The 25,811-nt window shown below is 41.0% G+C and carries 22 protein-coding genes; 15 read left to right on the forward strand and 7 right to left on the reverse strand.

What is annotated here, in order from left to right:
• Positions 1 to 276: 276 nt before the first annotated feature.
• The 4 genes from AACU33_RS00115 (at position 277) to AACU33_RS00130 (ending at position 4,976) form a co-directional block, all read left to right on the forward strand.
• On the forward strand, positions 277 to 1,413 hold the full coding sequence (locus AACU33_RS00115; protein ID WP_096586479.1) for a sensor histidine kinase: 1,137 nt from the start codon (positions 277 to 279) through the stop codon (positions 1,411 to 1,413).
• Complete coding sequence (locus tag AACU33_RS00120; RefSeq protein WP_096586480.1) at positions 1,406 to 2,083, forward strand: response regulator transcription factor; 678 nt, start codon at positions 1,406 to 1,408, stop codon at positions 2,081 to 2,083. Before AACU33_RS00115 ends, AACU33_RS00120 begins: the two co-directional genes overlap by 8 nt.
• A gap of 117 nt (positions 2,084 to 2,200) precedes the next feature.
• Positions 2,201 to 4,327 (forward strand): substrate-binding domain-containing protein, encoded by a 2,127-nt coding sequence (locus AACU33_RS00125; protein WP_096586481.1) that lies wholly within the window; start codon positions 2,201 to 2,203, stop codon positions 4,325 to 4,327.
• The gene (locus tag AACU33_RS00130) at positions 4,305 to 4,976 is read left to right on the forward strand and encodes an FHA domain-containing protein (RefSeq protein ID WP_096586482.1); all 672 of its coding nucleotides are present in this window, start codon (positions 4,305 to 4,307) and stop codon (positions 4,974 to 4,976) included. The genes AACU33_RS00125 and AACU33_RS00130 overlap by 23 nt, the downstream gene beginning before the upstream one ends.
• A 124-nt stretch (positions 4,977 to 5,100) precedes the next feature.
• On the opposite strand, the gene AACU33_RS00135 is transcribed toward AACU33_RS00130, so the two are convergent.
• From AACU33_RS00135 to AACU33_RS00145, 3 genes are all read right to left on the reverse strand, one after another.
• A complete protein-coding gene (locus AACU33_RS00135) occupies positions 5,101 to 8,199 on the reverse strand; it encodes a DUF922 domain-containing protein (protein WP_096586483.1) in 3,099 nt (1,032 codons plus the stop codon).
• Positions 8,200 to 8,295: 96 nt separating this feature from the next.
• Positions 8,296 to 8,598 carry a hypothetical protein gene (locus AACU33_RS00140; protein WP_096586484.1) on the reverse strand — a complete coding sequence of 101 codons (303 nt, stop codon included), beginning with the start codon at positions 8,596 to 8,598 and terminating at the stop codon, positions 8,296 to 8,298.
• A 121-nt stretch (positions 8,599 to 8,719) separates the two neighbouring features.
• Complete coding sequence (locus AACU33_RS00145) at positions 8,720 to 9,415, reverse strand: eCIS core domain-containing protein (RefSeq protein WP_096586485.1); 696 nt, start codon at positions 9,413 to 9,415, stop codon at positions 8,720 to 8,722.
• Positions 9,416 to 9,592: 177 nt separating this feature from the next.
• On the opposite strand from AACU33_RS00145, the gene AACU33_RS00150 reads away from it, so the two are divergent.
• The 10 genes from AACU33_RS00150 to AACU33_RS00195 all read left to right on the forward strand — a co-directional run bounded on the left by AACU33_RS00150 (position 9,593) and on the right by AACU33_RS00195 (position 21,492).
• Entirely contained in the window at positions 9,593 to 9,832 is a 240-nt protein-coding gene (locus AACU33_RS00150) for a hypothetical protein (RefSeq protein ID WP_096595066.1), read from the forward strand.
• A complete protein-coding gene (locus tag AACU33_RS00155; RefSeq protein ID WP_096586486.1) occupies positions 9,832 to 10,350 on the forward strand; it encodes a phage tail protein in 519 nt (172 codons plus the stop codon). The genes AACU33_RS00150 and AACU33_RS00155 overlap by 1 nt, the downstream gene beginning before the upstream one ends.
• A 23-nt stretch (positions 10,351 to 10,373) precedes the next feature.
• The gene (locus AACU33_RS00160; RefSeq protein ID WP_096586487.1) at positions 10,374 to 13,421 is read left to right on the forward strand and encodes a hypothetical protein; all 3,048 of its coding nucleotides are present in this window, start codon (positions 10,374 to 10,376) and stop codon (positions 13,419 to 13,421) included.
• Positions 13,422 to 13,573: 152 nt separating this feature from the next.
• Positions 13,574 to 14,122 carry a CIS tube protein gene (locus AACU33_RS00165; RefSeq protein WP_096586488.1) on the forward strand — a complete coding sequence of 183 codons (549 nt, stop codon included), beginning with the start codon at positions 13,574 to 13,576 and terminating at the stop codon, positions 14,120 to 14,122.
• Between the two features lie 54 nt (positions 14,123 to 14,176).
• Positions 14,177 to 15,916, forward strand: coding sequence for a VgrG-related protein (locus tag AACU33_RS00170; protein WP_096586489.1), 1,740 nt, complete (start codon positions 14,177 to 14,179; stop codon positions 15,914 to 15,916).
• A gap of 31 nt (positions 15,917 to 15,947) precedes the next feature.
• Positions 15,948 to 16,460, forward strand: coding sequence for a PAAR domain-containing protein (locus AACU33_RS00175; RefSeq protein ID WP_339375667.1), 513 nt, complete (start codon positions 15,948 to 15,950; stop codon positions 16,458 to 16,460).
• Positions 16,461 to 16,549: 89 nt separating this feature from the next.
• Positions 16,550 to 16,957, forward strand: a complete 408-nt coding sequence (locus AACU33_RS00180; protein ID WP_096586490.1) for a GPW/gp25 family protein — start codon at positions 16,550 to 16,552, stop codon at positions 16,955 to 16,957.
• 19 nt (positions 16,958 to 16,976) lie between these two features.
• A complete protein-coding gene (locus tag AACU33_RS00185; RefSeq protein ID WP_096586491.1) occupies positions 16,977 to 19,166 on the forward strand; it encodes a putative baseplate assembly protein in 2,190 nt (729 codons plus the stop codon).
• 11 nt (positions 19,167 to 19,177) lie between these two features.
• Positions 19,178 to 20,209: a phage tail protein gene (locus AACU33_RS00190; RefSeq protein WP_096586492.1), complete on the forward strand. Its 1,032-nt coding sequence runs from the start codon at positions 19,178 to 19,180 to the stop codon at positions 20,207 to 20,209.
• An 83-nt stretch (positions 20,210 to 20,292) separates the two neighbouring features.
• Positions 20,293 to 21,492: a DUF4159 domain-containing protein gene (locus AACU33_RS00195; protein WP_096586493.1), complete on the forward strand. Its 1,200-nt coding sequence runs from the start codon at positions 20,293 to 20,295 to the stop codon at positions 21,490 to 21,492.
• Between the two features lie 18 nt (positions 21,493 to 21,510).
• On the opposite strand, the gene AACU33_RS00200 is transcribed toward AACU33_RS00195, so the two are convergent.
• The 3 genes from AACU33_RS00200 to AACU33_RS00210 form a co-directional block, all read right to left on the reverse strand.
• Entirely contained in the window at positions 21,511 to 22,473 is a 963-nt protein-coding gene (locus AACU33_RS00200; protein ID WP_096586494.1) for an aldo/keto reductase, read from the reverse strand.
• 116 nt (positions 22,474 to 22,589) lie between these two features.
• The gene (locus AACU33_RS00205; protein ID WP_096586495.1) at positions 22,590 to 22,958 is read right to left on the reverse strand and encodes a pentapeptide repeat-containing protein; all 369 of its coding nucleotides are present in this window, start codon (positions 22,956 to 22,958) and stop codon (positions 22,590 to 22,592) included.
• Entirely contained in the window at positions 22,940 to 23,260 is a 321-nt protein-coding gene (locus AACU33_RS00210; protein ID WP_096586496.1) for a hypothetical protein, read from the reverse strand. The genes AACU33_RS00205 and AACU33_RS00210 overlap by 19 nt, the downstream gene beginning before the upstream one ends.
• Before the next feature lie 265 nt (positions 23,261 to 23,525).
• Here AACU33_RS00210 and AACU33_RS00215 point away from each other — a divergent pair, with 265 nt between their 5' ends.
• The gene (locus AACU33_RS00215; protein WP_096586497.1) at positions 23,526 to 23,912 is read left to right on the forward strand and encodes a tautomerase family protein; all 387 of its coding nucleotides are present in this window, start codon (positions 23,526 to 23,528) and stop codon (positions 23,910 to 23,912) included.
• A gap of 100 nt (positions 23,913 to 24,012) precedes the next feature.
• Here the strand turns inward: AACU33_RS00215 and AACU33_RS00220 are convergent, their stop codons facing one another.
• Positions 24,013 to 25,521 (reverse strand): UbiD family decarboxylase, encoded by a 1,509-nt coding sequence (locus AACU33_RS00220; protein ID WP_096586498.1) that lies wholly within the window; start codon positions 25,519 to 25,521, stop codon positions 24,013 to 24,015.
• Between the last annotated feature and the right edge of the window lie 290 nt (positions 25,522 to 25,811).

Genomic DNA, 25,811 nt, shown 5'->3' on the forward strand with positions numbered 1-25,811 from the left:
CTGCCGAAATTCTTAACCAGGAGGTGGTTGTACATTCTCTGAGCGATCGCCTCCTGAATTGTGTCTTCAAGAAAATTAAATATTTTTTGCTCTGTATAGTTTTATGCTGTTCTGCAATACAGAGGCAGTTTTTACAGAGGCTGGAGGTGTTGAACTTACGTTGGCGATCGCAGCCTTTATACCGGATTCTTTTGTTAAGCAGTAGCCAGTACTAATTTTTTTGGGTGTATTTATTAACTTAAGTATAAATATTTATTACAAAAAGTGAGTCAAGCTATGACAATCGGCTTTTCTCTCCAGCAGGCAGAACATGACCTGAATGATTTGAGTGCATTCAATATCCAAAGTTTTTGCCAACTACAATCTGAACAGTTAACTAGTCAGTCTCCAATTTTATTTGCACGTATTGTTTATCATGATTGCATTTTAAAAGCTCATCAAGAAGTAATTAGTTATGCTCAAAAACAACCTCTTTTTTCACAAAAACAATTAGCTTATCTGCGTTCAGAACAGTGGTTTAGTGACTATCCTCTGGCATTCGAGTTAAAAGAATTTAAATTAAATAATTTTTCAGAAATTGCTTACATCTGCCCTATAGGCTATCGCAATCAAAAACCTGAGTATATTCAAATAATTGCTGAACGCGCACTTTCTCAGGAATTACAACAATACATCCAGCAATCGGCAATGCTACTTGGTAAGTATGCAAGTATGTATTTGGTATATGGCAAACAAAAAATTGAAATTCAATTACTCGAAGAAGTTTTGCATAAAGTCGGGCATCAATTACGTAATTCTTTAGCAACGATCGGGCTTTATGCTCATAATTTATACTTGGGGTTAACAGGTAATCAGTGCCAAGAGCAAGCAACAGTTATTCGTGAAAGTATCGAAGATTTGGATACTAATTTGAACGAGTTACTAGATTGTGGACAAGGAGTGAAATTAAGAAAATCTTCTCAAGACCTAAGAACTTTAGTATTGGAAAGTATTAAAGGATTACAACCGCTAATTAATCAAAAGCAACTTACAATCTCTATACCCGATACATCTACAAATTTAATAATAGACCGTTTACAAATGAAGCAAGTCTTCGATAATTTGCTGAGTAATGCAGTTTACTTTAGTCCTAATTCCACAACTATTACTTGTAATTGGCAGATTTTTCAAGATGAAGTGCTAATTAAAATTATTGACCAAGGAAAAGGATTATCTCCAGAAGATATTCAAAAAATATTTACCCCGTTTTATTCTCGTCGTCCCGGAGGAACGGGACTGGGTTTAACTATTGCCAAAAAAATTGTTTTAGACCATCGCGGAAACTTATGGGCACAAAGTGTATCACATGGTGGAGCGCAATTTTGTGTAATATTGCCTCGACCGAAAATGTCTAGGAGTGTCAAAGATGGTTAATAGTCAAAAACTTTCAGTTTTGCTTGTAGACGATGAAGAACGTTTTCGCCAAGGCATACGTACCCTGCTCAATTTTTATAATATTAATGCTGCATTACCTATAGAAGTTGTCGGTGAAGCAGACTCTGTAGAACAAGTTTTAAAACTGACACAGCAGAAGTCTCCAGATTTAATTTTACTGGATTTACAATTAAGCGGTAGTGATGGTATTACAGCTTTAGTTCGTTTAAAAGAAATTGCTTATACTGGCAAAGTTTTAGTTTTATCAGCCCACCAAGAAGATGATTGGATTTTCCGGGCTATGCAAGCAGGCGCAGCAGGTTATGTATTTAAAAATCGCTTGGCTACTCAATTGGGCGAAGCTATTAAAACTGTGATGCAATCAGAAATTTATTTACCTTCAGAAGTTGCTAGCCGATTTTTTAGATTCTTTCAAGCTTACTCCGATTCCTCATTAAGAGCTTGCCATCAGTTACACTTAACAGAAAGAGAACAAGAAGTTTTATACTGGTTAGCTCAAGGTGCTTCCAATGAAGAAATTGCCAAGCATTTATATGTAACCGTTGCCACTGTAAAAGCTCATCTCACTAGCATTTTTGAGAAGTTAAAAGTTACCAGCCGAACTCAAGCTATTGTAGCCGCCCTCAAGTTAGGACTTGTAAAAGCTTAAGAAGCAGAGTCAAGAGTCAAAAGTCAATTAATTATTTCTCCCTTGTCTCCCTTGTCCCATTTCTCCCCACACTCCCCACACTCCCCACTCTCCCTGCTGCCCCTCCGCCTCCCCTTTATGCCTTCATCTGAATATTTTTATCAAGAATACCCTTGCTCTTACAATGCGCCTTTGAATTGCGATCGCCCTTTCCAAACGGCTCAAGAAATCAAAGGTGCTAGGTTTTGTTTGGAATGTGGTTTTCCGGCTACTTTACCGCAGGAAGCTGAGATTAAAGGCAATTTGGGTATTTATCAGGTGCATAATTATTTAGGAGCGCGGGGTAATGGTAGGTTATACGCAGGTATTCACCTGAAGGATCGACAACCTGTAATTATTAAAGAATACTTGCTACCTAGTCGTTGTTTTAATGAAAAAGAGACTCAAGACCGTAAAGAAACTTTTAAGCGGGTGGGAGGGGTAAGTTTAGCTGATAGTAGAACCCCTAATTTTCGGCTTGTGAATACTTGGGAAGCGATCGCAGATGAAAAAGGAGAACGCTGTTATTTAATTACTCAAGGTACAGAAACAGCCCAAACCTTAAGACAATATCTTACCCAATATGGGTCAATGAAAGCGCCTCAAGTGCGCGAAGTATTAAATCAGGCTCTCCAAACTCTAGAATTTTTGCATAGCCAAAAGCTGCGGTTTCCTTCAAATCAAGTACAGCAAGGGCTAGCCCACGGAAACTTGAGTTTAGATAGCATCTTAATTCAAGTTGAAAATAATCAACAATATATATATTTTGACGATTTAGCTATCTGGGAAAATGTATTTATTCCTCCTAGTATTTCCCAACCTGCACCTTGCAAACGCGAGTACGATCTAGAAGCACTAGGATTAGTGGCTTTTTATTTATGGGTAGGCAGAACTACCGATTATTCTCATCAGCCTCTAGACCCCAGAGAAAACGAACATTGGCCTACTAGCGATCCCGATTTAAAAAAATTTATTTCCCGCCTACTACGATTAGAAAATCCGTTTGCAACTGCTGAATCTGCCCGCGAAAGTCTACTGCAACTACCTCAAGAGTATCAAGCGAGTAGTTTAAGACAATTACCTGAATCTGAAGAAAAAGAAAAGAGTATACGCACCAAATTAATTGGGCTAGGAATTTTAGCATTCCTTATCCTAGGAGGTGGGATTTGGTATTATCTTTGGCAACGTCATCAACCAGAAGATAATAGTAAATATATCCCTTGGTTTGGACTAGTACGTAACTTTTCGGAAGTTAACAACGTGCCTTCAGGCAAATTCACCTATACAGGCGAACGAGATGGAACCTGGAGTTTCATTTTGAAACAACAAGTTGACAATAATAGTTTAGAAGATTACTTAATCAATCCCAAACCAGAAGTAAAAGCAGAATTTAACTACGAACCAGTTACTTCGATAGATTTAGATAATCTTAATCAACCTCTAGAAGAACTAGCAAGTGGTAAGAAAGACTTTGCAATTACTAGTTTAGTAGATAAAATAACAGATAAATTAGAGCAAAAACCAGCGATCAATGATGGATTACTTGTATATGTAGCATTTAATAAAAAAGATTCCAATTTAGCGAATGCTCTAAGAGGACAAATTACCCTTGAGCAATTGCGCCAAATTTATACAGGTAAAATTACCAATTGGCAGCAAATTAATTCTCAACTTCCTAATTTAGAAGTCAAACCCTTTGCTCCTACCGAACCGGAAGCTATACAAAAATTTCAAGAAATAGTGTTAAAAAATGACCCACAAGATAAAGCTTTATTTGCAGCCAATGTAGAAAAATTGGATACAACAAAAACCCAAAATCAGATACGCAGAGAAATTCTCGAAGGGCGAAATACAGGCATCATTGGTTTTGGGATTATTGCTAAAACTTGGGCGCAGTGTACGGGCTATCCCTTAGCGATCGTTGATGGTAACAAGCCACCTAGTCAACCGCTATTTCAACGTCGCGAACGTCGCCCTATCAATACCGCAGATGACCTGTGCCAACACGATAACTATTTTTTTGATGTTAATGCTTTTCAAAGCTATCCTTTAAGATACCCTATATTTGTGGTGTACCCTAAAGACAAAAGTCGCCAAGCCGGGTCTACATTTGCTGAGATACTAACTACTCGTCAGGGCCAGTGTTTACTTAGTAAAGTAGGTCTTATCCCTTTACAACCTATACCTGATGAAATAAGGACTTATGCCTGCAAATCGGTGCCCTAATCCTAATTGCGAATATTTTAACCGCGCTTTACCCAACAATGCGAAGGTTTGCCCTTGGTGCTCAACTCCCTTGGGTAATGTAATTACACCTACACCAACTCCTACTAGATCCGTTCCACCCCAACCAACGCCTCCACAACAAACTCCACCGCAAGCAACTCCATCACCATCTGTTCCACCCCAACCGACTCCACCTAAACGACCAGTAGCAAATCCACCTGGCTATCCACCCCCCGGTGATTATTCCACAGAGTATCAGCAACGAGTTCCCCCCTACGTTCCACCCGTACAGCCTGCGTATACTCCGCCACCGCCAAGATTACCACTGCTGAAGCTAATTCACTCTACAGGTAGAGAATTCCAGTGGTCGGGGGAAGCAGGTTACATTGGTCGGCGCAGTCAAAGTATGACAGTTCCGCCAGAAATTGACTTAACTGGTATTCCCCATGAGGGAATAATTTCTCGTCGCCATGCAAGGATTTATTGGGACTGGTCGCAAAATGCGTACACAATCGTTGATATGAGTACAAATGGTATTTATTTAAATAACACTCTGTTAAATCCTGGCGTGCAATATCGTTTACTTAATGGCGATTCATTGCAGTTCGGTCAAGATAATCTCGTGCGATTTACAGCGTATGTTATGTAGTAGATATAGCAATTCTGTTTGATGTACAAACTACTCGTGCCCCTACCACCGTATTTGTATCATAATTAAAGTGAAACGGTATTACGCTCGTAATGACATTTTATGTTGAATTAAGTTGAGCTACTTATCGCTCTACTTTCTGGCGTAACTTCTCCATCAGCTGTTGTTTGCGGTCTATTCCTTTCATCCTCATATCAACCATCTGTTGAATAATTTCTTCTTGTTGTAAACGATTCAAACCAATTTCTGGATCGGGAGAAACACGATAGCGCTGAGTAATTTTAGCAGCAATTTCTGCATCATCTGCATTAATTAACCACCGGGATGCTTCAGGAATAACTTCATTACCATAGTCTGCTGCTACCTTTTGAATTAACTTTTGCTGCATCAAATGTGCTTGATATTCTGCATAGAAAATTTGATTGGATATGATAGATGCTTCGGTAATTCTTTGAAAATGGTGAGTTAATTCATGTACTACTGTTCCAGCAACACCGTTAACTGAAGTATCGCCAGCGATAAACACTGTACGCGTGCTGGGTTCGTAAAAACCACCTGCTTTTAAGTTAGGATTGTTAATATATTTTCCAACTAATGTTGTAGCTTGAGCTTCATTTTTTATAGCTTGCCTAATAGCTTCCTCGGTCATTGGTAGAATCTTACCTTGTTGTGTTAGTTCCAAAAAGGTAGCGGTGTAAGCTTCATTTGTATAGCGTGCTAATACTAAGCCTACCTTTGCGCGATCGACATCTCTAAAAGCAGCGCCAACTGCTTCAATTTGTTCGGCAATATTCAAGCCTTGTTTCAAATTTCGCTTGGCGATATCAATTAATTTCTGTGCTTGTTCTTGAGGTAAAACTTTAGTTGCTGCTTTGGAAAAGGCTTCTAATGTTGTTGCGGCTTGGCGTAATTGTTTAAAATAACTGGCAAGCATTAAGGCGTTGGCTGCAAAATCCGCGATCGCAATTATCAACCAGATTAACTGGGGATCTTCGGCTGACATTTTGGCGATCGCCGGATCGAGACCTACATCACTAGCAGCCGATTGTTTGCTATAAGTTGAGGCCTTCTCCACCACATCAATCGCACTAACAACCGTACCGACTGCGATTGCAATTCCGGGATTGAGAGTTACTATACTGGCAATAATACCTGCTGTAATCGCAAAAGCTTTGAGTCCATCTTCTAAGCTTTTCTCATCAGCTTTAATTTGCTGTTCTTTTTGAATCCGAGTGTTAATTACCGACGATAACGTAGGGTTTTGATCTATGCCTAAATCTTGTTTCGTCATCCCCACAATATCGTTTAACTGCCAAATCCTCAGTTTATCTTGGCTAATATTGTCTTCTGTAGTGCGGATATTTTCGAGAATTTCATCAATTTTGCCACCAACAATCGATGTTAACTCTGCATCTGAAGCAGTTGCTAATTTTTCTACATCGATATCTTCTCGTAGCAAAATCTGATATTTCAGTGCATAATTAGATTTTTGTGCCTTTAGTTCATTTTGCTTTTGTTCAATTCGTTGCTGAATTTCTGATTCATGGGCTAAATCATAAGCTGATGAACTCGCCTGTTCTGGTTCTGGGACACCACCTGGGGGTAAATCTTTGTGTGCTTCCCGCAGTTGTAGCTGTAAATTTTCAATCTCTTTAGTACGCGCAGTTAAATCCTTAGCAGCATTCCGCAGTCCTTCGCGTTTCTGAGGGCCATTATCACCTGCTTCCGTACAAATATCTTTATATTTATCTGCTTCTTTTTGCGCAAGTTCTCGGTTTTGTCGTAATTGCACCAAGGCTATTTGCTTACCTCGGTTGACAAACATATTCGGGAAATCTTCTGTCACTAACTTGACTAACTGGCTTTCTTCTACATTTAAAGATTTCAGTACCGCCTCGACCATCTTTTTTTGGTTCTCGAAATCAGCAGTTAGTGCATTAATTTCATTAGATAACAAATCTCTTTGAGCTTCTTTGGCTTCAACTTCTGGGGTGCGACCGCTATAGTCTTGGATATCACGCTTTAACTGTTCCAGTTGTTCGGTTTTTTGTTTCAGTTCTTCACCCTTTTTGTCCCGTTCCTGAATTAAGGTAAAGGCTGTAGCATCCTTCATTGCAGTGTTGAGAGTTGCCTTAGAACCTTCATCTAAAGGAGGTGTTTCCTTCAGAGTAGTTCTCGCATACATCAGCCTGCGCGCATCCTCCGGTGACAGTCCTGGGTTATTCGCTGTACCTGCATCAGGAGTTTGACGCTGAATTAACATCACCTGTCCTGAGAAATTCCCTAGTTGGGGACGAAGTACGGGAATTTGGCTAAAATTATGACCGGATGTTTTCGCCATCACCACAGTTTCAGAAGATGGTTCTTCACTGCTACTAGTTTTCTCAGCTTTTTTGCTACATTCCGCAGATAAATCAATTTCTGTGGGAGGAGTTTGTTTGCGACCATGATCTGTGGTGGTGTCATACTGGTCGTGTACTGCTTGGACTTTAGCTCTCAGTGCGTCACTTTCGCTAGTTACATCACTTGTAGCTTTCCCAATAAAGCGCTGATGAGCAGAGGGGAATTCTTTGTTATCAATAGCAACGTGACCATCTTCATGATTTTTCAGCGCGCTATAGAAGTTATCCCATGATTGTTGTACTGGTGGGCATTGTTTGTTGCGTTCTGCCCATCGTGGCATGGTCATCACCTGAGTGACGTTAAGATTTGCTTGGGTTATGGGATCGCCTTGAGTAGTCACTTTGAAGTTAAAATCCACAGAGCCAGCTTCATCAGGCAGATTATTGGCAACTTCGTCTAAATTTTTACCGTGATAGGTGTTGTGTTGCAGGGTGGGAGGATTTTGGATGGTAGTGCTTCCAGATGAGGGGTTTTTGGCTGCTGGTTGAGCATTGTTTAATTGTGGCGTATCGCTTTGTAGGGGAGGATTTTCATCTAGTTGACGTAACAAAAGGTTAGTTGTAGGACGTACATGGGGTTGGCAAGAAATACGCCCAATATCATGTTCAGCCAGATTTTGCGGAGAAGCTTCTGCTAACAATAATTCTTCTGTAGAACTTGGTGCAGTTTGAATTTGCGGTGTATTAATTGGCGGTGTGAAATTGGGTGTTGATGCGGCTAGTGATGGTTGCGTAGCGTTTTGGGGTGTAGTTTTTTTGCGTTGTGTTTTTATGCGATCGCTTGTCATGTCACCCAATTCCCCATCAACTGCTACAACCAAGATAAGGCTTGTCTATTGCCAATTACCATCGACCTAAGATTAAAATTCTGCTAAGGGACTTGTAACTAAAAAAATATCTCAATTTATCAAACCGCATTAGACACGCAGTGGCTTCCCGCAGGCTAGACGCCAAGTACGCCAAGAATTCGTAGCGTGGGCGTAAGTCTTATCTATTTGGAGTACTTCAAAGTCGTGTTGAGGTACTTCAAAGTCGTGTTGAGGTAGTTCACAGTCATGTTGGAGTACTTTGCAATCGTGTTGAGGTAGTTCACAGTCGTGTTGAGGTACTTCCAAATCGTATTGAGGTACTTCAAAGTCGTGTTGAGGTACTTCAAAGTCGTGTTGGGGTACTTCACAATCGTGTTGAGGTAGTTCACAGTCATTTGGAGTACTTTGCAATCGTGTTGAGGTACTTCAAAGTCGTGTTGGGGTACTTCACAATCGTGCTGGAGTACTTCAAAGTCAAGTTGAGATACTTCACAGTATATGTAGGATGGGCATCGCCCACCCTACGTATGTTTTAATGATTTTGCTGCACAACGTGAGTTAATTCGTGAGCAAGTAACTCTTTACCTGGGTTACTTTCGGGAGCATATTCACCCTGACGGAAAAATATATCTTGTCCGGTAGTGAAGGCGCGGGCTTGAATAGATTGGTTCATTTGGTCGGAGCGAGTATTATTGTGAATTTTGACACCGCTAAAATCAACGCCAAATGCTTGCTCCATTGGTTGGCGAACATTATCTGCTAGTGGCTGTCCGCTTCCCCGTGCTTGTTGAATAGAAGATTCTAAATTCGCTGCGGCTTCTGTCCCACCTTCAGTAGATTTAGCCTGTATTTCCTCTTCTGGTAGTTCTTCTCGTTGCACAAGGGGAGTGATGGAATCTCCTAGAGATTTTTTTTGCAGTGTTTCTTCTTCTGGTAATGCTTCTCGCTGGATAGGCTGACTCATAGTTTGCATTACCTGCTGCGCAACTCTATCGGCTTCTTGTTCATAAACATCCCCAGGTTGACTAACTGCGAGTTTGGTTTGCGGACGTAGCGAGATGCGGCTAATGTCATGACCGAGGGGTTGGTTTTGAGATTGTACCTCAGCCACAGTTTGAGGGGAAGCTTCAGATGATTGTAAACCAAAGCCACGTTTTGGCTTGAGTGTAGGTATGGAAACGGGCGTAGTGTCAGCCTTTTGGCGCTGGGCTAATATGCGTTCTTTCATTTTTTTCTCCTAATGCCCAAGCAGCAAGTAAATTTTTTATCAGTAGAGATATCTAGAATAGTGCTTCTCTCTGCCAAAGTCTAAATTAGGCAAAACTCAAGTTCGACTTTTGGCTAGTGTTGATTCTGATGCACTACCTTTAGCCTTGATTTTAGGATGAATTTTTTATTTTTAGTTATGGACTCAGAAGGAAAGCAAACTTTTTTTACACCTATTGGAGAAGTTGGGGGTAGTGTTGGTTATTCAGGCGTGTCAATTACCTCTAACCCCAGCCAAGTAGCTAAAGCAGCCGATAAGTATCTTAAAGACTCATTGCTTTTGCACAAGCTTACCGAACGTGTATATGAAATTTTACTTGAAGACCTGCGTTGCCAAAAGGAAAGGTTCAATAACTATAGTCATCAAAGGTGGTTGTAATGGCTGAAGGTAATAACGGCAATATTTCTCACGAGTTAAAGTATGTCACTACAAATCATTTCTATGTAGAAATCGATAGTTCTATCGCTGCATCTTTTACTGAATGCGCTGGATTAAGTATGCAAGTGAAAAAAAATGTTTTTTTTGAAGGAGGTGTCAACGACCAGCAAAGAATTTATTTAGGACACGCAGAATTTGCCGATGTCACTCTTAAACGCGGTGTCACCGACCACCCCGGTTTTTGGAATTGGATTAATGCAATTTTTGATGAAAAATCCACTACTCGGCGTAATGTTAATATTTTGGTTTTTAACCAAGCTGGCGAAACGATGATGAGTTGGACATTGATTGGTGCTATTCCTATATCTTGGAAAACACCAACCTTACAAGCAGATGGTAACGCAGTTGCTATAGAAGAATTAACTTTAGCTTATGAAGGTTTGCAATTAGGTAAATCTAAAGGCGGCGGTAATCCACAAACACGCGAGAAAAAGTCAGGTTTTTTCTTGTCTAATTAATTTGCAATTCTCCAACTAAAATTATGCAAATTATTCAACCATTAATAGTAACTAAATTTCAACCGCTTGGGTTTGGAGTGAGAAAGCCTCTAGGTTATTCTCATCGACTTTTGTCAAGAAAAGAGTCTAGTTCTCTGTACGGTCATCATACTATCAAACCTTTAGGCGATCGCGTACCATTAGTCACCTATTCTCAATTTTTACAATCTCACGATAATCAAGTATTTAGCGACCCATCAATAGATGCTAATTTTCCAGAAACTGAAAATATTAATACTGACCTGACCTTAATTCAATTTGATACAGTTGATTCAGTTTTCTCAGATAGTAATAATCTTGATTCTGAATATATAGAAGGCGATATTCCAAATATATTACCTACTGCAAACACCAGCGACACGAATAATATTACACTGGAATCAAATATTAAAGTTAAGTCAAAATCCAAAAGAACGGAGAAATTGTCCGACTCTGAAGCTAAATCAAAGGCTAAATCTAGAGCTAAAAAAACGACTAAATCATCTAAGCAGATAGATGATATTCCTATTGTTAATAATAATGATGGGTTAGTAACACTCAATCAAAATCAAGCTTTAGATGCTAATAAAGAAACTAAAATACAGTCAAATATAAATGATAAAATAACTGATGGCGGTACTTCTATTAATACCTGGAAAGCTTCGCTTATTGTTAATAATGAATCTGGATTAAGCGAGAATTTTGCTAATGAGGAAACGCCAGCGATCGCTGATTCTGTATCTACTGTAGATCGTGCTGATTTACCAACTATATCTCCTGCTACTAATAGCAGTGAAATTAGGACGCGATCGCCACAAGAAACTGCGTCAAAAACTATTGCTAATGACACTGCAAAAAGTTCAGAGTCAGAATCTAATGTAACTAGTATTGTTGATACATTAACTCTTTTAAGTAACTTAAATCCTAGAGAACAGACTATATTAACTGAAGATTCACAAGTTGTTGATGTCTCAGATATTCCAATTAACCAAACTGCAAAACAACAGGAAATAGTTACTAATTCAAATATCCTTAACCAACAAGATCTATTCTCTACACAACAGCAGGAACATTTACCAGCTACAATTAGGAATTCTCAAGAAATTACAAACAATCTTCCAGACTCTAGCAATTATTTGTTAGATACTACTAAACCTAGAGTTGAAGATACAGCTAATTTATCCCGTAATTTAGTAAATCTTTCCGAAGCACCATCTCCTCTACCCAACACTGAAGATTTAACTACAGTTAATGCATTAGATGCAGAAAATATTCCAAATATAACCACACCGGAAATTGTTAGTAATATATCCGTTCAGCCAGCACCAATCTCACCTGTAATTGAAGATAACCTAATAGTCACTCCAGAATTACAGTCTACAGAAGTAGTTAATTTTGCGAATGCGCCAGCAAATGTCACTCCTCTACAAACTGACAGCACTAGCAATATACAATTAGCATCAACCTCGCCTGTAATTGCACAGGCGATAGTCACCTCAGAATCACAGTCTCTTGAATCAGATAATTTGGGGAACGCGCCAGAAAATGTCACTTCTCTACAAACTGACAGCACTAGCAATATACCCGTTCAGCTAGTACCAACTCCACCTGTAATTGCAGATAGGGGGATAATCTTGGATGCGTCAGAAAGTATAACTCCCCAACAAACTGACAACGCCAGCGATGTACCCGTTGAATTAGCAGCAACTCCACCTTTCATTGCAGATAACCCCATAATCGCTTCAGAATCGGTTAATTTGTCGGATATACGAGAAAATATGACTCACCGACAAACTGATAGCACCAGCAATGTACCCGTTCAGCTAACGCCAACCTCACCTGTAATTGCAGATAACCCGATGGTGAGTTCAAAATCCCAATCTGCTGAATCAGTTAATTTGCTGGATGTGCAAGAAAGTCTGGTTTTATCCCCAGATGATAGCCAAAAAAACACAGAAATTCCAACTGTTGTCACTCCACTTCAATTGCGCCAAAGTACTGAAGTGGATACAGTAGCAGTAGATGAGAGTGCGATGTCTGACGAAAAGCCACATAGTGTCTACGCATCTGCCACATCAAGTATTATTTTGGAAGCTGGTAATGACGAACAACCTGTAAAACCAGATTTACCATCTACGGTTACAAGCTTGACTTTCACAGAGAATCAGTCAGAAACCTTAGATAACTTACCCGCACCACAAGGTTTTGCAACCGGGGGACAAGTCACACACTCCTCAGTGGAAAATCCACAGATAGCATCTTCGGATACAGTCCCTGCTATGCTCACACCTGGGGAATTTGTCGTTAATGCTAATGATGCTCAGAAAAATCTTCACATACTCCGGCATATCAATACTGGTGGTACAGCAGAGGATATGATCCTTCCCAGTTTAGAGCTACCAACTCCAGAGACTCCGACTAAAGTCGATTCTTTTGCTGACACTTCATTACAGCGTCAAAAATCTGATAATAGCGAATCTGAGGAATCTAACTCCCTAACTCCTGCTTCTTTAAGCACAGAAATTAGTCAGCACAGGCTTTCTTCACACAGTTCTTTACCGCTAAATACTGTTGAAAACAATACTACTGCAAGAACTGAACCCTCTCCTCATTACTCATTACCTACATTAATCTTCCGCAAAACTACTTCCAACACTAACGCACCCTATGAAACGCCTACCCAATGGTCAAGTGTGGAAGAATTACTCAATGGAAACAACGATCCATTTACATCTTTTAACTTTAATGAGGAAGAATCTAACTGGCAAAATTCAGAACATTCTCAAACTTCACAACCATCGCCGCAAGTTTTTACTAAACGCCTAACTTCGGCTCAAGGCTTTGCTAACGGTGGAGAAGTCACAGCACCCGATATAGCTACAGATATACAGCCAATAACTGAAACCATACAAAGTCCTTCTGCTGCTAATCCCGAAGCCGATGAATCTAGAAATCTAGAAGCTTTAGCCTATGAAATATATAACAGATTGCGACAACGAATAGAAGTTGAGCGAGAGCGTCAAGGTATCTATTTAGGTCGTTTACCTTGGTAATTTTTTTATAAAAACGAACCACGAAGTTCGCAAAGTTCGCAAAGTATGAGAAATCAAAAATAATTTCTAAACAAACTTTATTCTTCTACTCTCTGCGCCTCTGCGTTTCTGCGTGAACTTTCAAATCTATTAATCCTCATAACAATACTTAAATGGCTACTCAAACAATTATCATTCCCCAAAAAAGGAATCCGCAACTACAGAAAGCTAAACTCGTAGCTTATGAAGGTGAAGCACCAGATATTGAACTGATGTTTAACCCTACAGAAATTAGTTTTTCTCGGACTGTTAGCTGGGAAAAAGAGAAAGGTAATAGAGGAACCACATTATTACCTAAAGTAAATTTCTCTGGTCTAGAACCTTACAAATTCACTCTTAAACAATTACTCTTTGATACTTATGAAACTAAACAATCCGTAATGGATTATATAGACATCATCAAGCAAGGAGTAGAAACTATTGAGCGAAATCCAGATAAACGTCCCCCAGTGTATAGGTTTATTTGGGGAATAGAATATTTTCATTGTGTAATTACTAGTCTCACATACAATTTAAATATGTTTCTGACTGATGGTACGCCAGTTAGAGCAATAGTAGATATCTCTTTACAAGAGGTAGATAAAAAGAACCCACCAGGGGGGAGACAATCAGCTTCTAAAGGCGCAAATCGTCAGCCAAATCCTAAGCTAGGAAAAACTTAATAATTAGTTTTCAAGGCATTTATTCTTGCTTTATTGCCTATTTTTATCGTACTTATGCCCGACCAAAGTCTTTATTTAAGCCAACCTAAATTGGAATTAGGAGGAGAAGCCGCTTCTCCTGAGCTAATGAAGGATTTATTACAAATTAGTGTGGAAGAAAGTTTACATTTACCAGCGATGTTTACGCTGTTAGTACACAATAGCTATATTCCCACCGTTGACCGTCCAGAATATCAGCCTCGGCGTCACGAACAGTTATTTGAAATTGGTAAAAACGTTAAGATAGGTTTTACTTCTAGTACAACTCAAGATGGGAATTTTCAAAAAAAGTTAGATGATTATCTCATTGAAGGCGAAATTACAGCGATGGAAGTTCACTTCAATGAAAAATCAGAAGCTCATATAATTATTCGCGGTTACGATCTCTCTCATCGCCTGCATAGAGGTCGTTATAATCGTTCGTTCTTAAATAAAACTGATAGCGATATTGTAGAGCAAATAGCGTCAGAAGTAGGAATAAAAACTGGTAAAATAGACCCCAGCGGTGAAGCTCATGAATATGTCTTTCAAGAAAACCAAACTAATATGGAATTCTTACGAGAACGGGCTGCTCGCATTGGTTTTGAATTATTTATTTACAACAGCAAGCTATATTTTCGCAAACCAGAAAGCCAGGAATCGATAAAACTAAAATGGCTAGTCGATATTAGTAAATTTAGTACCCGTGTCACCAGTGCAGAACAGGTGAGTGCTGTTGAAGTGCGTGGCTGGGATTATACTCAAAAAAAAGCGATCGCATCTACAGCTAAAGCAGAAAAGGTAATAACTGATACAGGCAATAAAAAAGGTAGCAGTACTAGTACTAATTTTTCTAACTTAAAGCCGCCGAAAATGACCGTTGTCGATCGACCAGTTGCTAGCACTACACAAGCACAGAAAATGGCGCAGGCTTTGTGTGATGAACTGGGAGGAGAATTTGTCTATGCAGATGCGAAAGCTGTAGGTAATCCCAAAGTTAGGCCAGGAAAAATAATTGAACTGGAAGGATTAGGCGATCGCTATAGTGGAAAGTATTATGTCACCGAAACTCGCCATTTCTACGCTCAACGAATTTATACCACAGAGTTCAGCATTCGGGGGTTACGGGCTGGTAACTTATTCACCACTCTCTCGACTCAAACCCGTCTTCAGCCTGGTCAAACCTTCTTAGTAGGAATTGTCACCGATAACAAAGACCCTCAAGGATGGGGGCGAGTAAAAGTGAAATTTCCCACCCTCACTGAAGAACACGCTAGCAACTGGGCGCGAGTTGTGGCTTCGGGCGCAGCAAATCAACGTGGCTTTGATTGTTTACCAGAAGTTAACGATGAGGTTTTAGTTGGGTTTGAACATGGTGATATCCATCGCCCTTATGTAATAGGTGGTGTTTGGAATGGCAAAGACGCGCCACCAGAAGCGGTAGATGATACAGTTGTGGGGGGAAAAGTCCGATTACGCACTGTCAAAACTCGTACAGGACACACCTTGCAGTTTATCGAAGAAGATAAAGGTAGCAGTAAAGCCGGGGTGCGCGTGCAAACGCAAGGCGGTCACAAAATTTATCTTAATGATAGCGATCGCTGTATTGAAATTGAAACCAACGGCGGTCATAAAATTAAAATGGATGATACAGGTAAATCAAAAATTTCCGTAGAATCCACAGGTGATTTATCTTTAGAAGCTCCTAGAGGCAGCATTGATATTAAAGCCGGTCTGGATGTGACAGTCCAAGGTAAGTTTATTCGATTGAATTAGGATTTTATTTCGCGCAAAGGCGCAAAGAAAAATGACAGGAAGAGCAGCAGCAAGAATTACTGACTCAGTAGCGCACCCCTTACCCCCAGTGTTAACCCCAGGCCCCGGTAGTAACAATGTGTTAATTGGCAATTTACCAGCTTGGCGGGGTATACCTGCGGCGGCGGTGCCTGCTTTGCAGACTGCTAAACAAGCGGCTGATACAGCTATCCAAGCGGCGGAGGCTGCTACTTTAGCGGCGGCGGGAACGCCAGGAGCACCAGCAGCCTATGCATCTGAACAAGCTCTCAAAACATCTCTGGGAGCTAGTATGAGTAGCATGATTTCTGCGGCTGCGGCTGCTGCTATCCCTGGTGCTGATATTCATCAATGTACTACGCCCTTACCCCTACCTCCCCACGGGCCTGGGGTTGTGATTGACGGGAGTCAGACAGTAATGATTAACGGACTACCCGCTTGTCGTATGGGTGACACTGTTTTAGAAGCATTAGGCCCGCCGAATAAAATTACCAAAGGTGAAATGACTGTTTTGATTGGTGGCTGACCGCTTCTCATCTCGACCTTTGGCGAATAGGCTTAAATCTGCTGTGCCGATATCTTTGAAAGTATAGATATCACAGCCATATAGTAACTATGGTTTATGGTCAGCCACGAGATGATTTAGGAACTGGTTGGGCTTTCCCCTTGCGCTTGAATTTACAAGGCGGGATACAACTCAGCAGTGAAGCGCAAAAAGTTAAAGAATCTATTTGGATAATTCTCCGCACTGGCGTAGGCGAACGAGTTTATCGCCCTAATTTTGGTTCGCGTTTGTCGGAATTAGCATTTGCACCGATGAATAACGACACTCTCATGCGGATTCGGATTTATGTTTTAGAAGCCCTCGAAGTTTGGGAACCGCGCATTACTGTCGATCAAGTCATTACCGAACCCGACCCGGTGCGTGGTCGAGTAGACATTAATATTAATTATCGACTTAAAGACAATCCTGATATTAACAACTTTGTTTATCCGTTTTATTTATTGCCTCCTGAAGAATAATTCCTAATTTGGTGTAACTGTGAAATTTGATTTTTTACCAGAATTACCATCTTCCAATTTAGACGATCGCACTTTTGATGATTTAGTCGAAGAGTGTACGATGCGTATCCCGCGCTATTGTCCTGAGTGGACAGACCACAACCTCAGCGATCCTGGGATGACGCTAATTGAGTTATTTGCTTGGTTAACTGACCAGATGTTACTCAGGTTTAATCAAGTACCCAGAAAAAATTATGTAGCTTTTTTAGAATTATTGGGGATTCGCCTCCAACCCCCCGCCCCAGCCCATACAGAATTAACTTTTTATTTAAGTTCCGATCTACCTGAAGCTTATACGATTCCTACAGGTATTGAAGTTTCCACAATCCGCACTGAAACCACACCTGCGATTACCTTTAGTACAGATTATCCTTTAATTATTGGTCAACCGCGTCTACAGCATTTCCTCACAGCCCAAACTGTTGAAGATATCCCCCAATCTCTGCGCGAACGAGTCTCAAATATCTGGACTCGTCAGCCTAACGGTTTCTGGGCTGGTAGCGAACAAGCTGTATTTAACGAACAACCCCAAGCCGGAAATTGCTTTTATTTAGTCATTAATTCTGACGATCCTTTAGATGGTAATGTCTTGGAAGTCACCATTCAAGGGGCGGCGGCGACCCCTACAGGTATTGACCCGAATCATCCCCCCCGCAAATGGGAAGCTTGGGATGGACAAGATTGGCAACCAGTGTTAATGAAAGAGTCAGACGACCAAACACGGGGTTTCAGTTTTTACGAAATTAACCAACAAGGTCGAAATTCGGCGCAAGGTGCAGATGTGCGCCTACATTTACCGCAATCTTGGCCTGTGACTACCTTTACTGCTTACCGAGGACGTTGGCTGCGCTGTAGCTTTACCGCCCCCGAAGCCAATCGAGAAGGTTATAGCCGTCCGCCACGAATTACTGGGTTAGCAGTGCGGTCAATTGGCGGAACTGTGAGGGCGAGTCATAGTACTTTGATTCAAGATGAACGCTTGGGAATTAGTGACGGTACGCCAGGACAGACCTTTCAATTACAAGCACCACCTGTTTTAGAACGTCGCGAAACTGAGTACATTATCGTGACTCCCCCTGGTGGCTTACCGCAAACTTGGCGTGAGGTGAGAGATTTTGCCGATTCTACATCCCAAGACCGTCACTATATTATTGATTCGCTGACTGGTGTAGTTCAGTTTGGGCCGTTGATTCGCGAACCAGGACAACTCCAACGCCAAACACAAGTGCGATCGCGTATTCAGCAGCCAAGATTAGAAGACACGGTAGTGCAAGTGAGCGACATTGAAAACCAACTTGAACACCAATACGGAGCAGTTCCTCCACGCGGTTCCGAAATTAGAATTCTCGCTTACCGCACGGGAGGAGGCAAAGAAGGTAATGTACAAGTTGGCTCGCTTCAGTTTTTGAAGTCGGCTGTACCCTACGTAGCCAGCGTCACAAATTACAAAGCAGCAATTAACGGTGCAGATGCCGAATCTTTGGAACAAGCGGTAATTAAAGCTCCCCGCATCCTGCGTACACGCGATCGCGCTGTGACAGCCGAAGACTTTGAGGTATTAGCACAGCAAGCAGGTGCAGGTGCGATCGCCCGCGTGCGTTGTTTAACTACTAGTCAGGCGGGTACAGTTAGCTTATTACTAGTTCCCCAAGCCAATACAGATGCGATTTTTCAAGGCGAAGGTATCGCACCGACGCAATTTGCTCTCAGCCCCGCACTACAAGAGCAAGTTTTACAATACTTAGACGAAAGAAAGTTATTAGGAGTACAAGTCAGACTCTTAGAACCGGAGTATGTCGGTGTTTCCGTCCAAACAGAAGTCATTCTCGAACCCGCTTATGATAACCCTTTAGCTAGAGCAGAAATTCTCCGTAACTTAAGAATTTCCCTGTATAAATATTTAAATCCTCTCACTGGGGGAACTGAAGGTAAAGGCTGGCCTTTTGGGCGACCCGTTTATCCCTCAGATATCATCGCTTTAATGCAACAAACCCCAGGCGTGCGTTATTTAGGCCCAGTCCTGCTATTTCCCATCCGCAAGCAAGGAGAAACCTGGCGAAGACAACCATCACCAGAACAATTAATCGACCCAGGAGTACAAGGTTTAATTTGTTCTTGGTTTGACCCCAGTCTGCGTTCCGGTCATGACATCCAAATCATTACTCGCTAAGGGAAAAGCTTATGGTTCAAAGCCGTTATAGCCCAGCCGTTAACATTCAACTCACCCCAATGCAAATTCCCGAAGCTGTACCTGGGGCTGGTTTAGCATTTGCCGGGCCAGAAGGGATGAATGAAACAGGGCATAGTTTGCTTTTGCATCCGGGACAACCCAGCGAAATGATTGTCCAGGTCAAAAACTTAGAACAACGCCCCTTACGTCTAAGTTTAAAAGTAGAAGGTGAATTTCCCTCTCATTGGTGCCAAATTGGTACAGAAGGTAGCGAAATTTTGCCAGGCGAACAGATGGATGCAGTGTTATATTTCACTGTTCCTGCCACATTTTTTGAAGACCAAGAAGCAATTTCACCAGGAAAAAAAGATAAATTAATACTCAACTTTCGCTGTCTAGTAGTTGTTAATATCGACCCTGGTACAGAACGAGAACAAATCCAGCACAGTGAAATATTTAGTTTATATATTCGTCCCTACAGTTTCTACATGGAATTTTTGCCCGTTCTTTATCGAGAAGTAGACTTTATTGGTCGCTTCATCAAGATATTTGAACAAGCTTATCAACCCGCAATTGATAGTTTTAACGTCATGTGGGCAAACATCGATCCCTTAACAGCACCAAGGGCAATACTACCTTTTTTAGCTCATTGGGTAGCTTGGCAAGTAGACTCTGTTTGGAATCTCGACCAACAACGCCGTTTAATTCGTCGTGCAGTAGAAATTTATCGCTGGCGAGGAACTCGTAAAGGATTGCGTCTTTATCTACATCTTTATACAGGGCTACCTTTAGACGAGGATATACCAAACGAAACCGATAAACATATTAGTATTACAGAACCCTTTGGTCCCAGTTTTATCTTAGGTGATGCCCAAATCGGTAGCGCAGTTTTAGCAGGTGGGCAAGCATATCACTTTATAGTCCGCTTGCGTACAGCTCTTTCTCATAACTATATTAATGAACAACTAGTAAGAAAAATTATTGAACAAGAAAAACCCGCTTTTTGTACCTATGAATTATTAATAGAAAACCCAAATAATTAAAAGTAGGGTGGGCATTGCCCACCAAAATATAATCTACAGTATTACTTCGTGTTCTTTGCGTCCTTCGCGGTTAGTTTTTGTATATGACACATCCATTTCCACCACCAAATATCAAATCCTTTGAACGCCTGCAAGCTTCAGATGGGCTATTAATAAATGCAGAACGCTGGAGTAAAGCCCATGATTACCATCGTCTGCGACAAAACACTCATTATCAATGCTTAAACCAACCTGGAATAGTCTGCGGTTTAGGCGTGAGAGTTATTCCTGCACCCCGCCAAGTAGAAGCGAAATATCGAGATGGACGCTGGGTACAAATTCAGCCGGGAATTGCTATTGATGTAGCTGGGAATTTAATTGTAGTGCCTAAAGCTTATGATTTTCCTATTGATTTAGAAGTAGTAAGTTCAGAACCAGTTACCATTTACTTAGTAGTCAGTTATGTAGATCCTGATGAATTGCGACGCGGACAGCCAAGAGATATTGTCCAAGAAACATATCGCATCGATCAAAAAAATTCTACGCTAGAAAGTTCAGAAATAGAACTGTGTAGGATACTTTTACAACCAGGACAAAATGCTATTAGTCAGCCGACGGATGTTTTCTTTCCTGGTTATCAAAATATTGATTTACGTTACCGCCGTCATGCACAAGCAAGACCGCAAACAAATGTAGCGATCGCACAGGTAAATCATAGCGATTCTGAATGCGCCCGCAATTTTTTCAACCTCTCATACTTGCTACAATCAATCGAACCTCTATACCCAGCTTTACGCGGAATTGATGAGCCAGGACAGGTTTCTTTAGGAGAAAATATTCAAGACTATGACTTACTTTATTTAACAGGCCAGCAAGCACTATCTTTTAACAGTATTGAATTTGAATCTCTGAGAAATTATGTAAATTCTGGTGGGATACTTTTAGTTGATGCGCCCCAAAATGCTCAACCACTAATTGAAAGTACCCACGCCTTAGCCCAGCAACTAGAAAATCCTCTTAGACCTTTAGAAGAGTTACAAAGAAGCCATCCTTTAAGAACCAAACCTTTTTTATTTGCTGCTTTGCCAATTATCAATCAACAGTTAATTCGGCTATTAATTGGCGGCGGAATCATTTTAGTAATTGGCGATCTAGCTACGGCTTGGGGACTAGATAGAGAATTAACTTTACCCCGACTAACTATTAGAACAGCGCAGGAACTAGGGATTAATATTCTGCATTATGCTTGGAAGCGGCGACAGTTTATCGGTTTGCAACAAGAAGATAACTCCGGTAAGTGGTAGCTAATTCAAATATTATCTTTAATGCCAAGACCGATAAAATGTAGTATCTTGCCATATCCCAGCAGTCTGCTGTTCAATTGCTGCGATTTGCCGATCGTTTAGAGGTTGGTAAGCAACAGCGGCTTGTACATTCTCTTCTAACTGTTGCACACTATCAGCCGGAATTATGCAACAATGAACCCCTGACTGAGACAAAGTATATCCTAAAGCTTGCTGGATATTTTGCAAACCACCTATTTGAAATAACTTGCCATAAGCAGGAACTTTCATGGCAATTACGCCTAAGTTTTGTTGCTTTGCTAATGGTAAAATTGCCGTAATAAATGAATCTGGATGATGATTTTCTACAGCATTGATTGGGATAAGTGTTGTATGAAATGGAAAGCGGCGTAGTCCTTCTGCTATTACTTTTGTGTCGTGATGTCCGGTAATACCTGCAAACCGGACAATTTTTTGCTGCATCGCTTCTTCTAAAGCTTTAATTGCACCAGAAGCACTAAATATAGTATCAAGTTCTTCAACAAAAGAAACGTGATGTAGTTGCCATAAATCTAGATAATCTGTATTCAGACGTTTCAGCGAACTCTCTAGTTCTCGCCATGCTCCATCTCTATCCCTTTTATCCGTTTTACTTGCTAAGAAAATCTTGGCACGATACGGTGGTAATACTTTTCCTAAATGAATTTCACTTGCTCCATAACTTCGAGCAGTATCAAAGTAACGAATACCAAGTGCGATCGCTCTTTCAATAATCGCCAGAGCTTCTCGTTCTTTCTCTGGCTTATCTATTGGCGTGTTTGTACCTGCACCCCCCAACCCTAAAATCGGGACTTTTACTCCTGTGCGTCCTAAAACTCGTTCTGGCATTGTAGCTGATGGTGTTCCCACAGTATTAGTTGTTAAAGCATCAGCACTGACAATGCTGCTAGCGACAGCAACACCAGTAAGCAAGAAATTCCGCCTTGTTTTTCTGCCTTTCATTGCTTAATTAATACCCTAAATCGGACAAATGCTAAAAATTCTATTTACATAAACTTCAGCAACACTAACGACAAAGATAATCAAAAGTAAATATTTTAATGTACATAAAAAAGCTTTTAAAACTTGCGCATATTTTTACTAACAGGGTCAAAACCTAAAGGTAATTTAGTGCTTTCATCGTAGTAAGCTCCACTTAAATCGGCTCCATATAACTTGGCAAAATTCAGCTTGGCTCCTCGTAAATTTGCTTCATTGAGCTTGACACCACTTAAATTTGCTCTAGTTAAGTTGGCTTTTGCAAGATTAGTTCTACTCAAGTCCGCTCCCCATAATTTAGCTTTAGCCAAATTAGCTCCACTCAAGTCTGCTCCCCATAAATTGATTCCTGGTAAGTCGGCTCCAATCAACTTGGCTTTCGTTAAGTTGGCTGCGGGAAAATATCTCTCTCCTCCAGCGTAACGTCGGATCAATTCTTCTGCGTCCATGCGTCCTTCACCTTATTCAGTAAACAAGAAGTAATCTCTTCCCATTCCTGGTTGAGTCCTCCGGAGAACTCTGGCTGATTGCTACGTCGATACCAATAACGCGCATTACTCAAATCGCCTTCTTTGCGGTGCAAATAAGCATGAACCCAAGCGCTGTCAGCATCGCTGGCATTTTGCACTATTTCATGAGCTTTGTCCCAATTACCTTTTTTGTCATAAAACAGCGCTTGTAGGGCTTTTGGCATTTCATGACATGAAAGCTGCTTTTCGATTAACTGCTGAAATTCAGCTAAAGTCACCATTGCTACTTACACAGTCTCAACTCTCTACTTTTAAGATACTGCGTAGTTTAAGGGTAATGAAGATTAATTCCAATTATCTTGTTGATGCCTCTATTCAACAGGTTCGCATTTATGTTTTTCTACAAATAGAAACATAAATCTTAGTAGCCTGAACAGTAATTTTTCTGCTCAGTGAATTGCATATTTCTATTCTCGCGACCACTGTCTGAAGAAATATTTGTGGTCAAGAAAGTTAACTTTAATGCTGAAGAAAGAGGATTAATGCATGGTTCAAGTCAAAATTTACGGCATACGGGATTATCTCAACCCCATTAAACAACAGCTTTCGGATGTAATTCATAGTTGTGTAATGGAAGCATTACAATATCCTGCAAATAAACGGGCACATCGCTTTTTTCCCTTGGACAAGTCAGACTTTTTCTACCCCTCTGGGCGCACTGACCGTTATACCATTATCGAGTTTAGTATGATTGAAGGGCGGAGTATAGCAGCAAAAAAACAATTGATGCGGCTGTTATTTGAGCGATCGCTTTCTGTTGGTATCACTTCGCAAGATTTAGAAATTACAATTTTCGAGAACCCCAAGCATAATTGGGGTTTTCGCGGACTACCGGGCGATGAACATGAACTTAACTATAAAGTTGAGGTTTAGCAAAATTTTGGATATGCGTAGCAGCCCCTGCGCTTGAGAGGTTGTTGTATCTGGAAGCAGCCAAAAATATGGAGGCTATTCTTCCAGATACCTTCTTTTATCACTTCATATCGTAACCAAACAAATTTGGGTCAACTTCACCTAATTGCAAATCTGCTAAACCATACTCCGCCCAACGTCTCTCAACCATCGCCGCTACATCTGGATCTGACTCTAGTGGTGCGCCCCATTCATGGTCGATTTCTGGGGGAATTTTAGTAGTAGCATCAATTCCCATCCGCCCGCCTAAACCAATTTTCTCGCTGGCAAAATCTAAAGTATCAAAGGGTGTGTTCGGCAAAATAAACACATCTCTTGTGGGATCGACTTTAGAACTAATCGCCCAGACAACTTGGCGCGGATCGCGAATATTGATGTCTTTATCGACCACAATCACAAACTTGGTGTAAGTAAATTGTGGTAAAGCACTCCAAAATGCTAAAGCTGCGCGTCGTGCTTGTCCGGGATATGCTTTATCAATGGAAATAATTGCGGCTTTGTAACTCAAAGCTTCCATTGGTAGGAAAAAATCGACAATTTCAGAGACTTGTTGCCGCAGAATTGGGGTATAAATCCGATTGAGTGCGATCGCCATCATCGCTTCTTCTTTGGGTGGACGACCGCTAAATGTTGTTAAGTAAATCGGATTTTTGCGGTGTGTCATACACCCAAAGCGAATTAATGGAGAATCCTCGACACCGCCGTAGTAACCCATGTGGTCGCCAAAAGGCCCGTCTGGTAAAACTTCTCCTGGTGTAATTGTCCCTTCTAAAACAAATTCCGCATCTGCGGGAACTTCTAAATCTACGGTTTTGCACTTTGCTAACTGCACCCCAGAACCACCGTACAGTCCAGCAAACAACCATTCTGATAAATCTACAGGTATGGGTGTAGCCGCCGCCATGATAATTAAGGGGTCTACACCAAGTGCGATCGCAATTTCTAATTTCTGACCGCGTTCTGCGGCTTTGCGTAAATGTCTCGCCCCACCCCGCACTGATAACCAATGCACGGTCATTGTATTTTTTGATTGTAGTTGCAAGCGATACACGCCCACATTGGGAATACCTGTCTCGCAATCCTTTGTAATTACTAGCCCTAGAGTAATAATTTTCCCAGCATCACCCACATAAGGACGTATCAACGGCAACTTATTTAAATCTAAGTCTTCTCCTTGAACTACCACTTGCTGACAGGCGGGGAAAAAGTCTCTTCCTGGTTTAGCTTTCACTACATCAAACAGTACTTTCCCAAAATCTATCGCTTGGGAAATCTTCTTTGGTGGCTTTGGTTGTTGCAGCATACTCAGCTTTTTACCCAGAGTTTCCAACTCTTCTGGATGCTGCATATTCATCGCCCAGCATATCCTTTCCACAGTTCCCATCAAATTCACCGCCACCGGGAAGGATGCGCCTTTAACATTTTCAAACAATAACCCCGGCCCGCCTTGTTGCAGCATCCGGTTAGAAATCTCAGCAATTTCTAAATCTGGGTCAACTAAAGCGGAAATTCGCTTTAATTGTCCCCTTTCTTCCAGAAGTTTGATAAATCCCCGCAAATCTCTCGCCATTGTTTTAGTAAAGCTGAATAATTAAGAACTGTGAAGCGCTCTCTTATATTATTAGCTATTCTTTGCTGCTTGTTTATAGTCGCGATCGCCACTGCGGAAATTCGTTGCGTTCCTCTGTCCGTCTGCGGTTGGGTCGTAGTTAACTACAACTTAACCTATTGCTTTACTTTTCTTAACTCTTGATGAGGCACAATTTAGTTACCCTAAATAGGGATAAAGCATTATTTATTACAAATAAGCGCTAACCCGATCAAACATGGCCAGAATATACGACACTTCCCTGGCAGGCG

It is taken from the genome of Calothrix sp. NIES-2098 (genome assembly GCF_963875125.1).
Lineage (GTDB): Bacteria > Cyanobacteriota > Cyanobacteriia > Cyanobacteriales > Nostocaceae > Aulosira.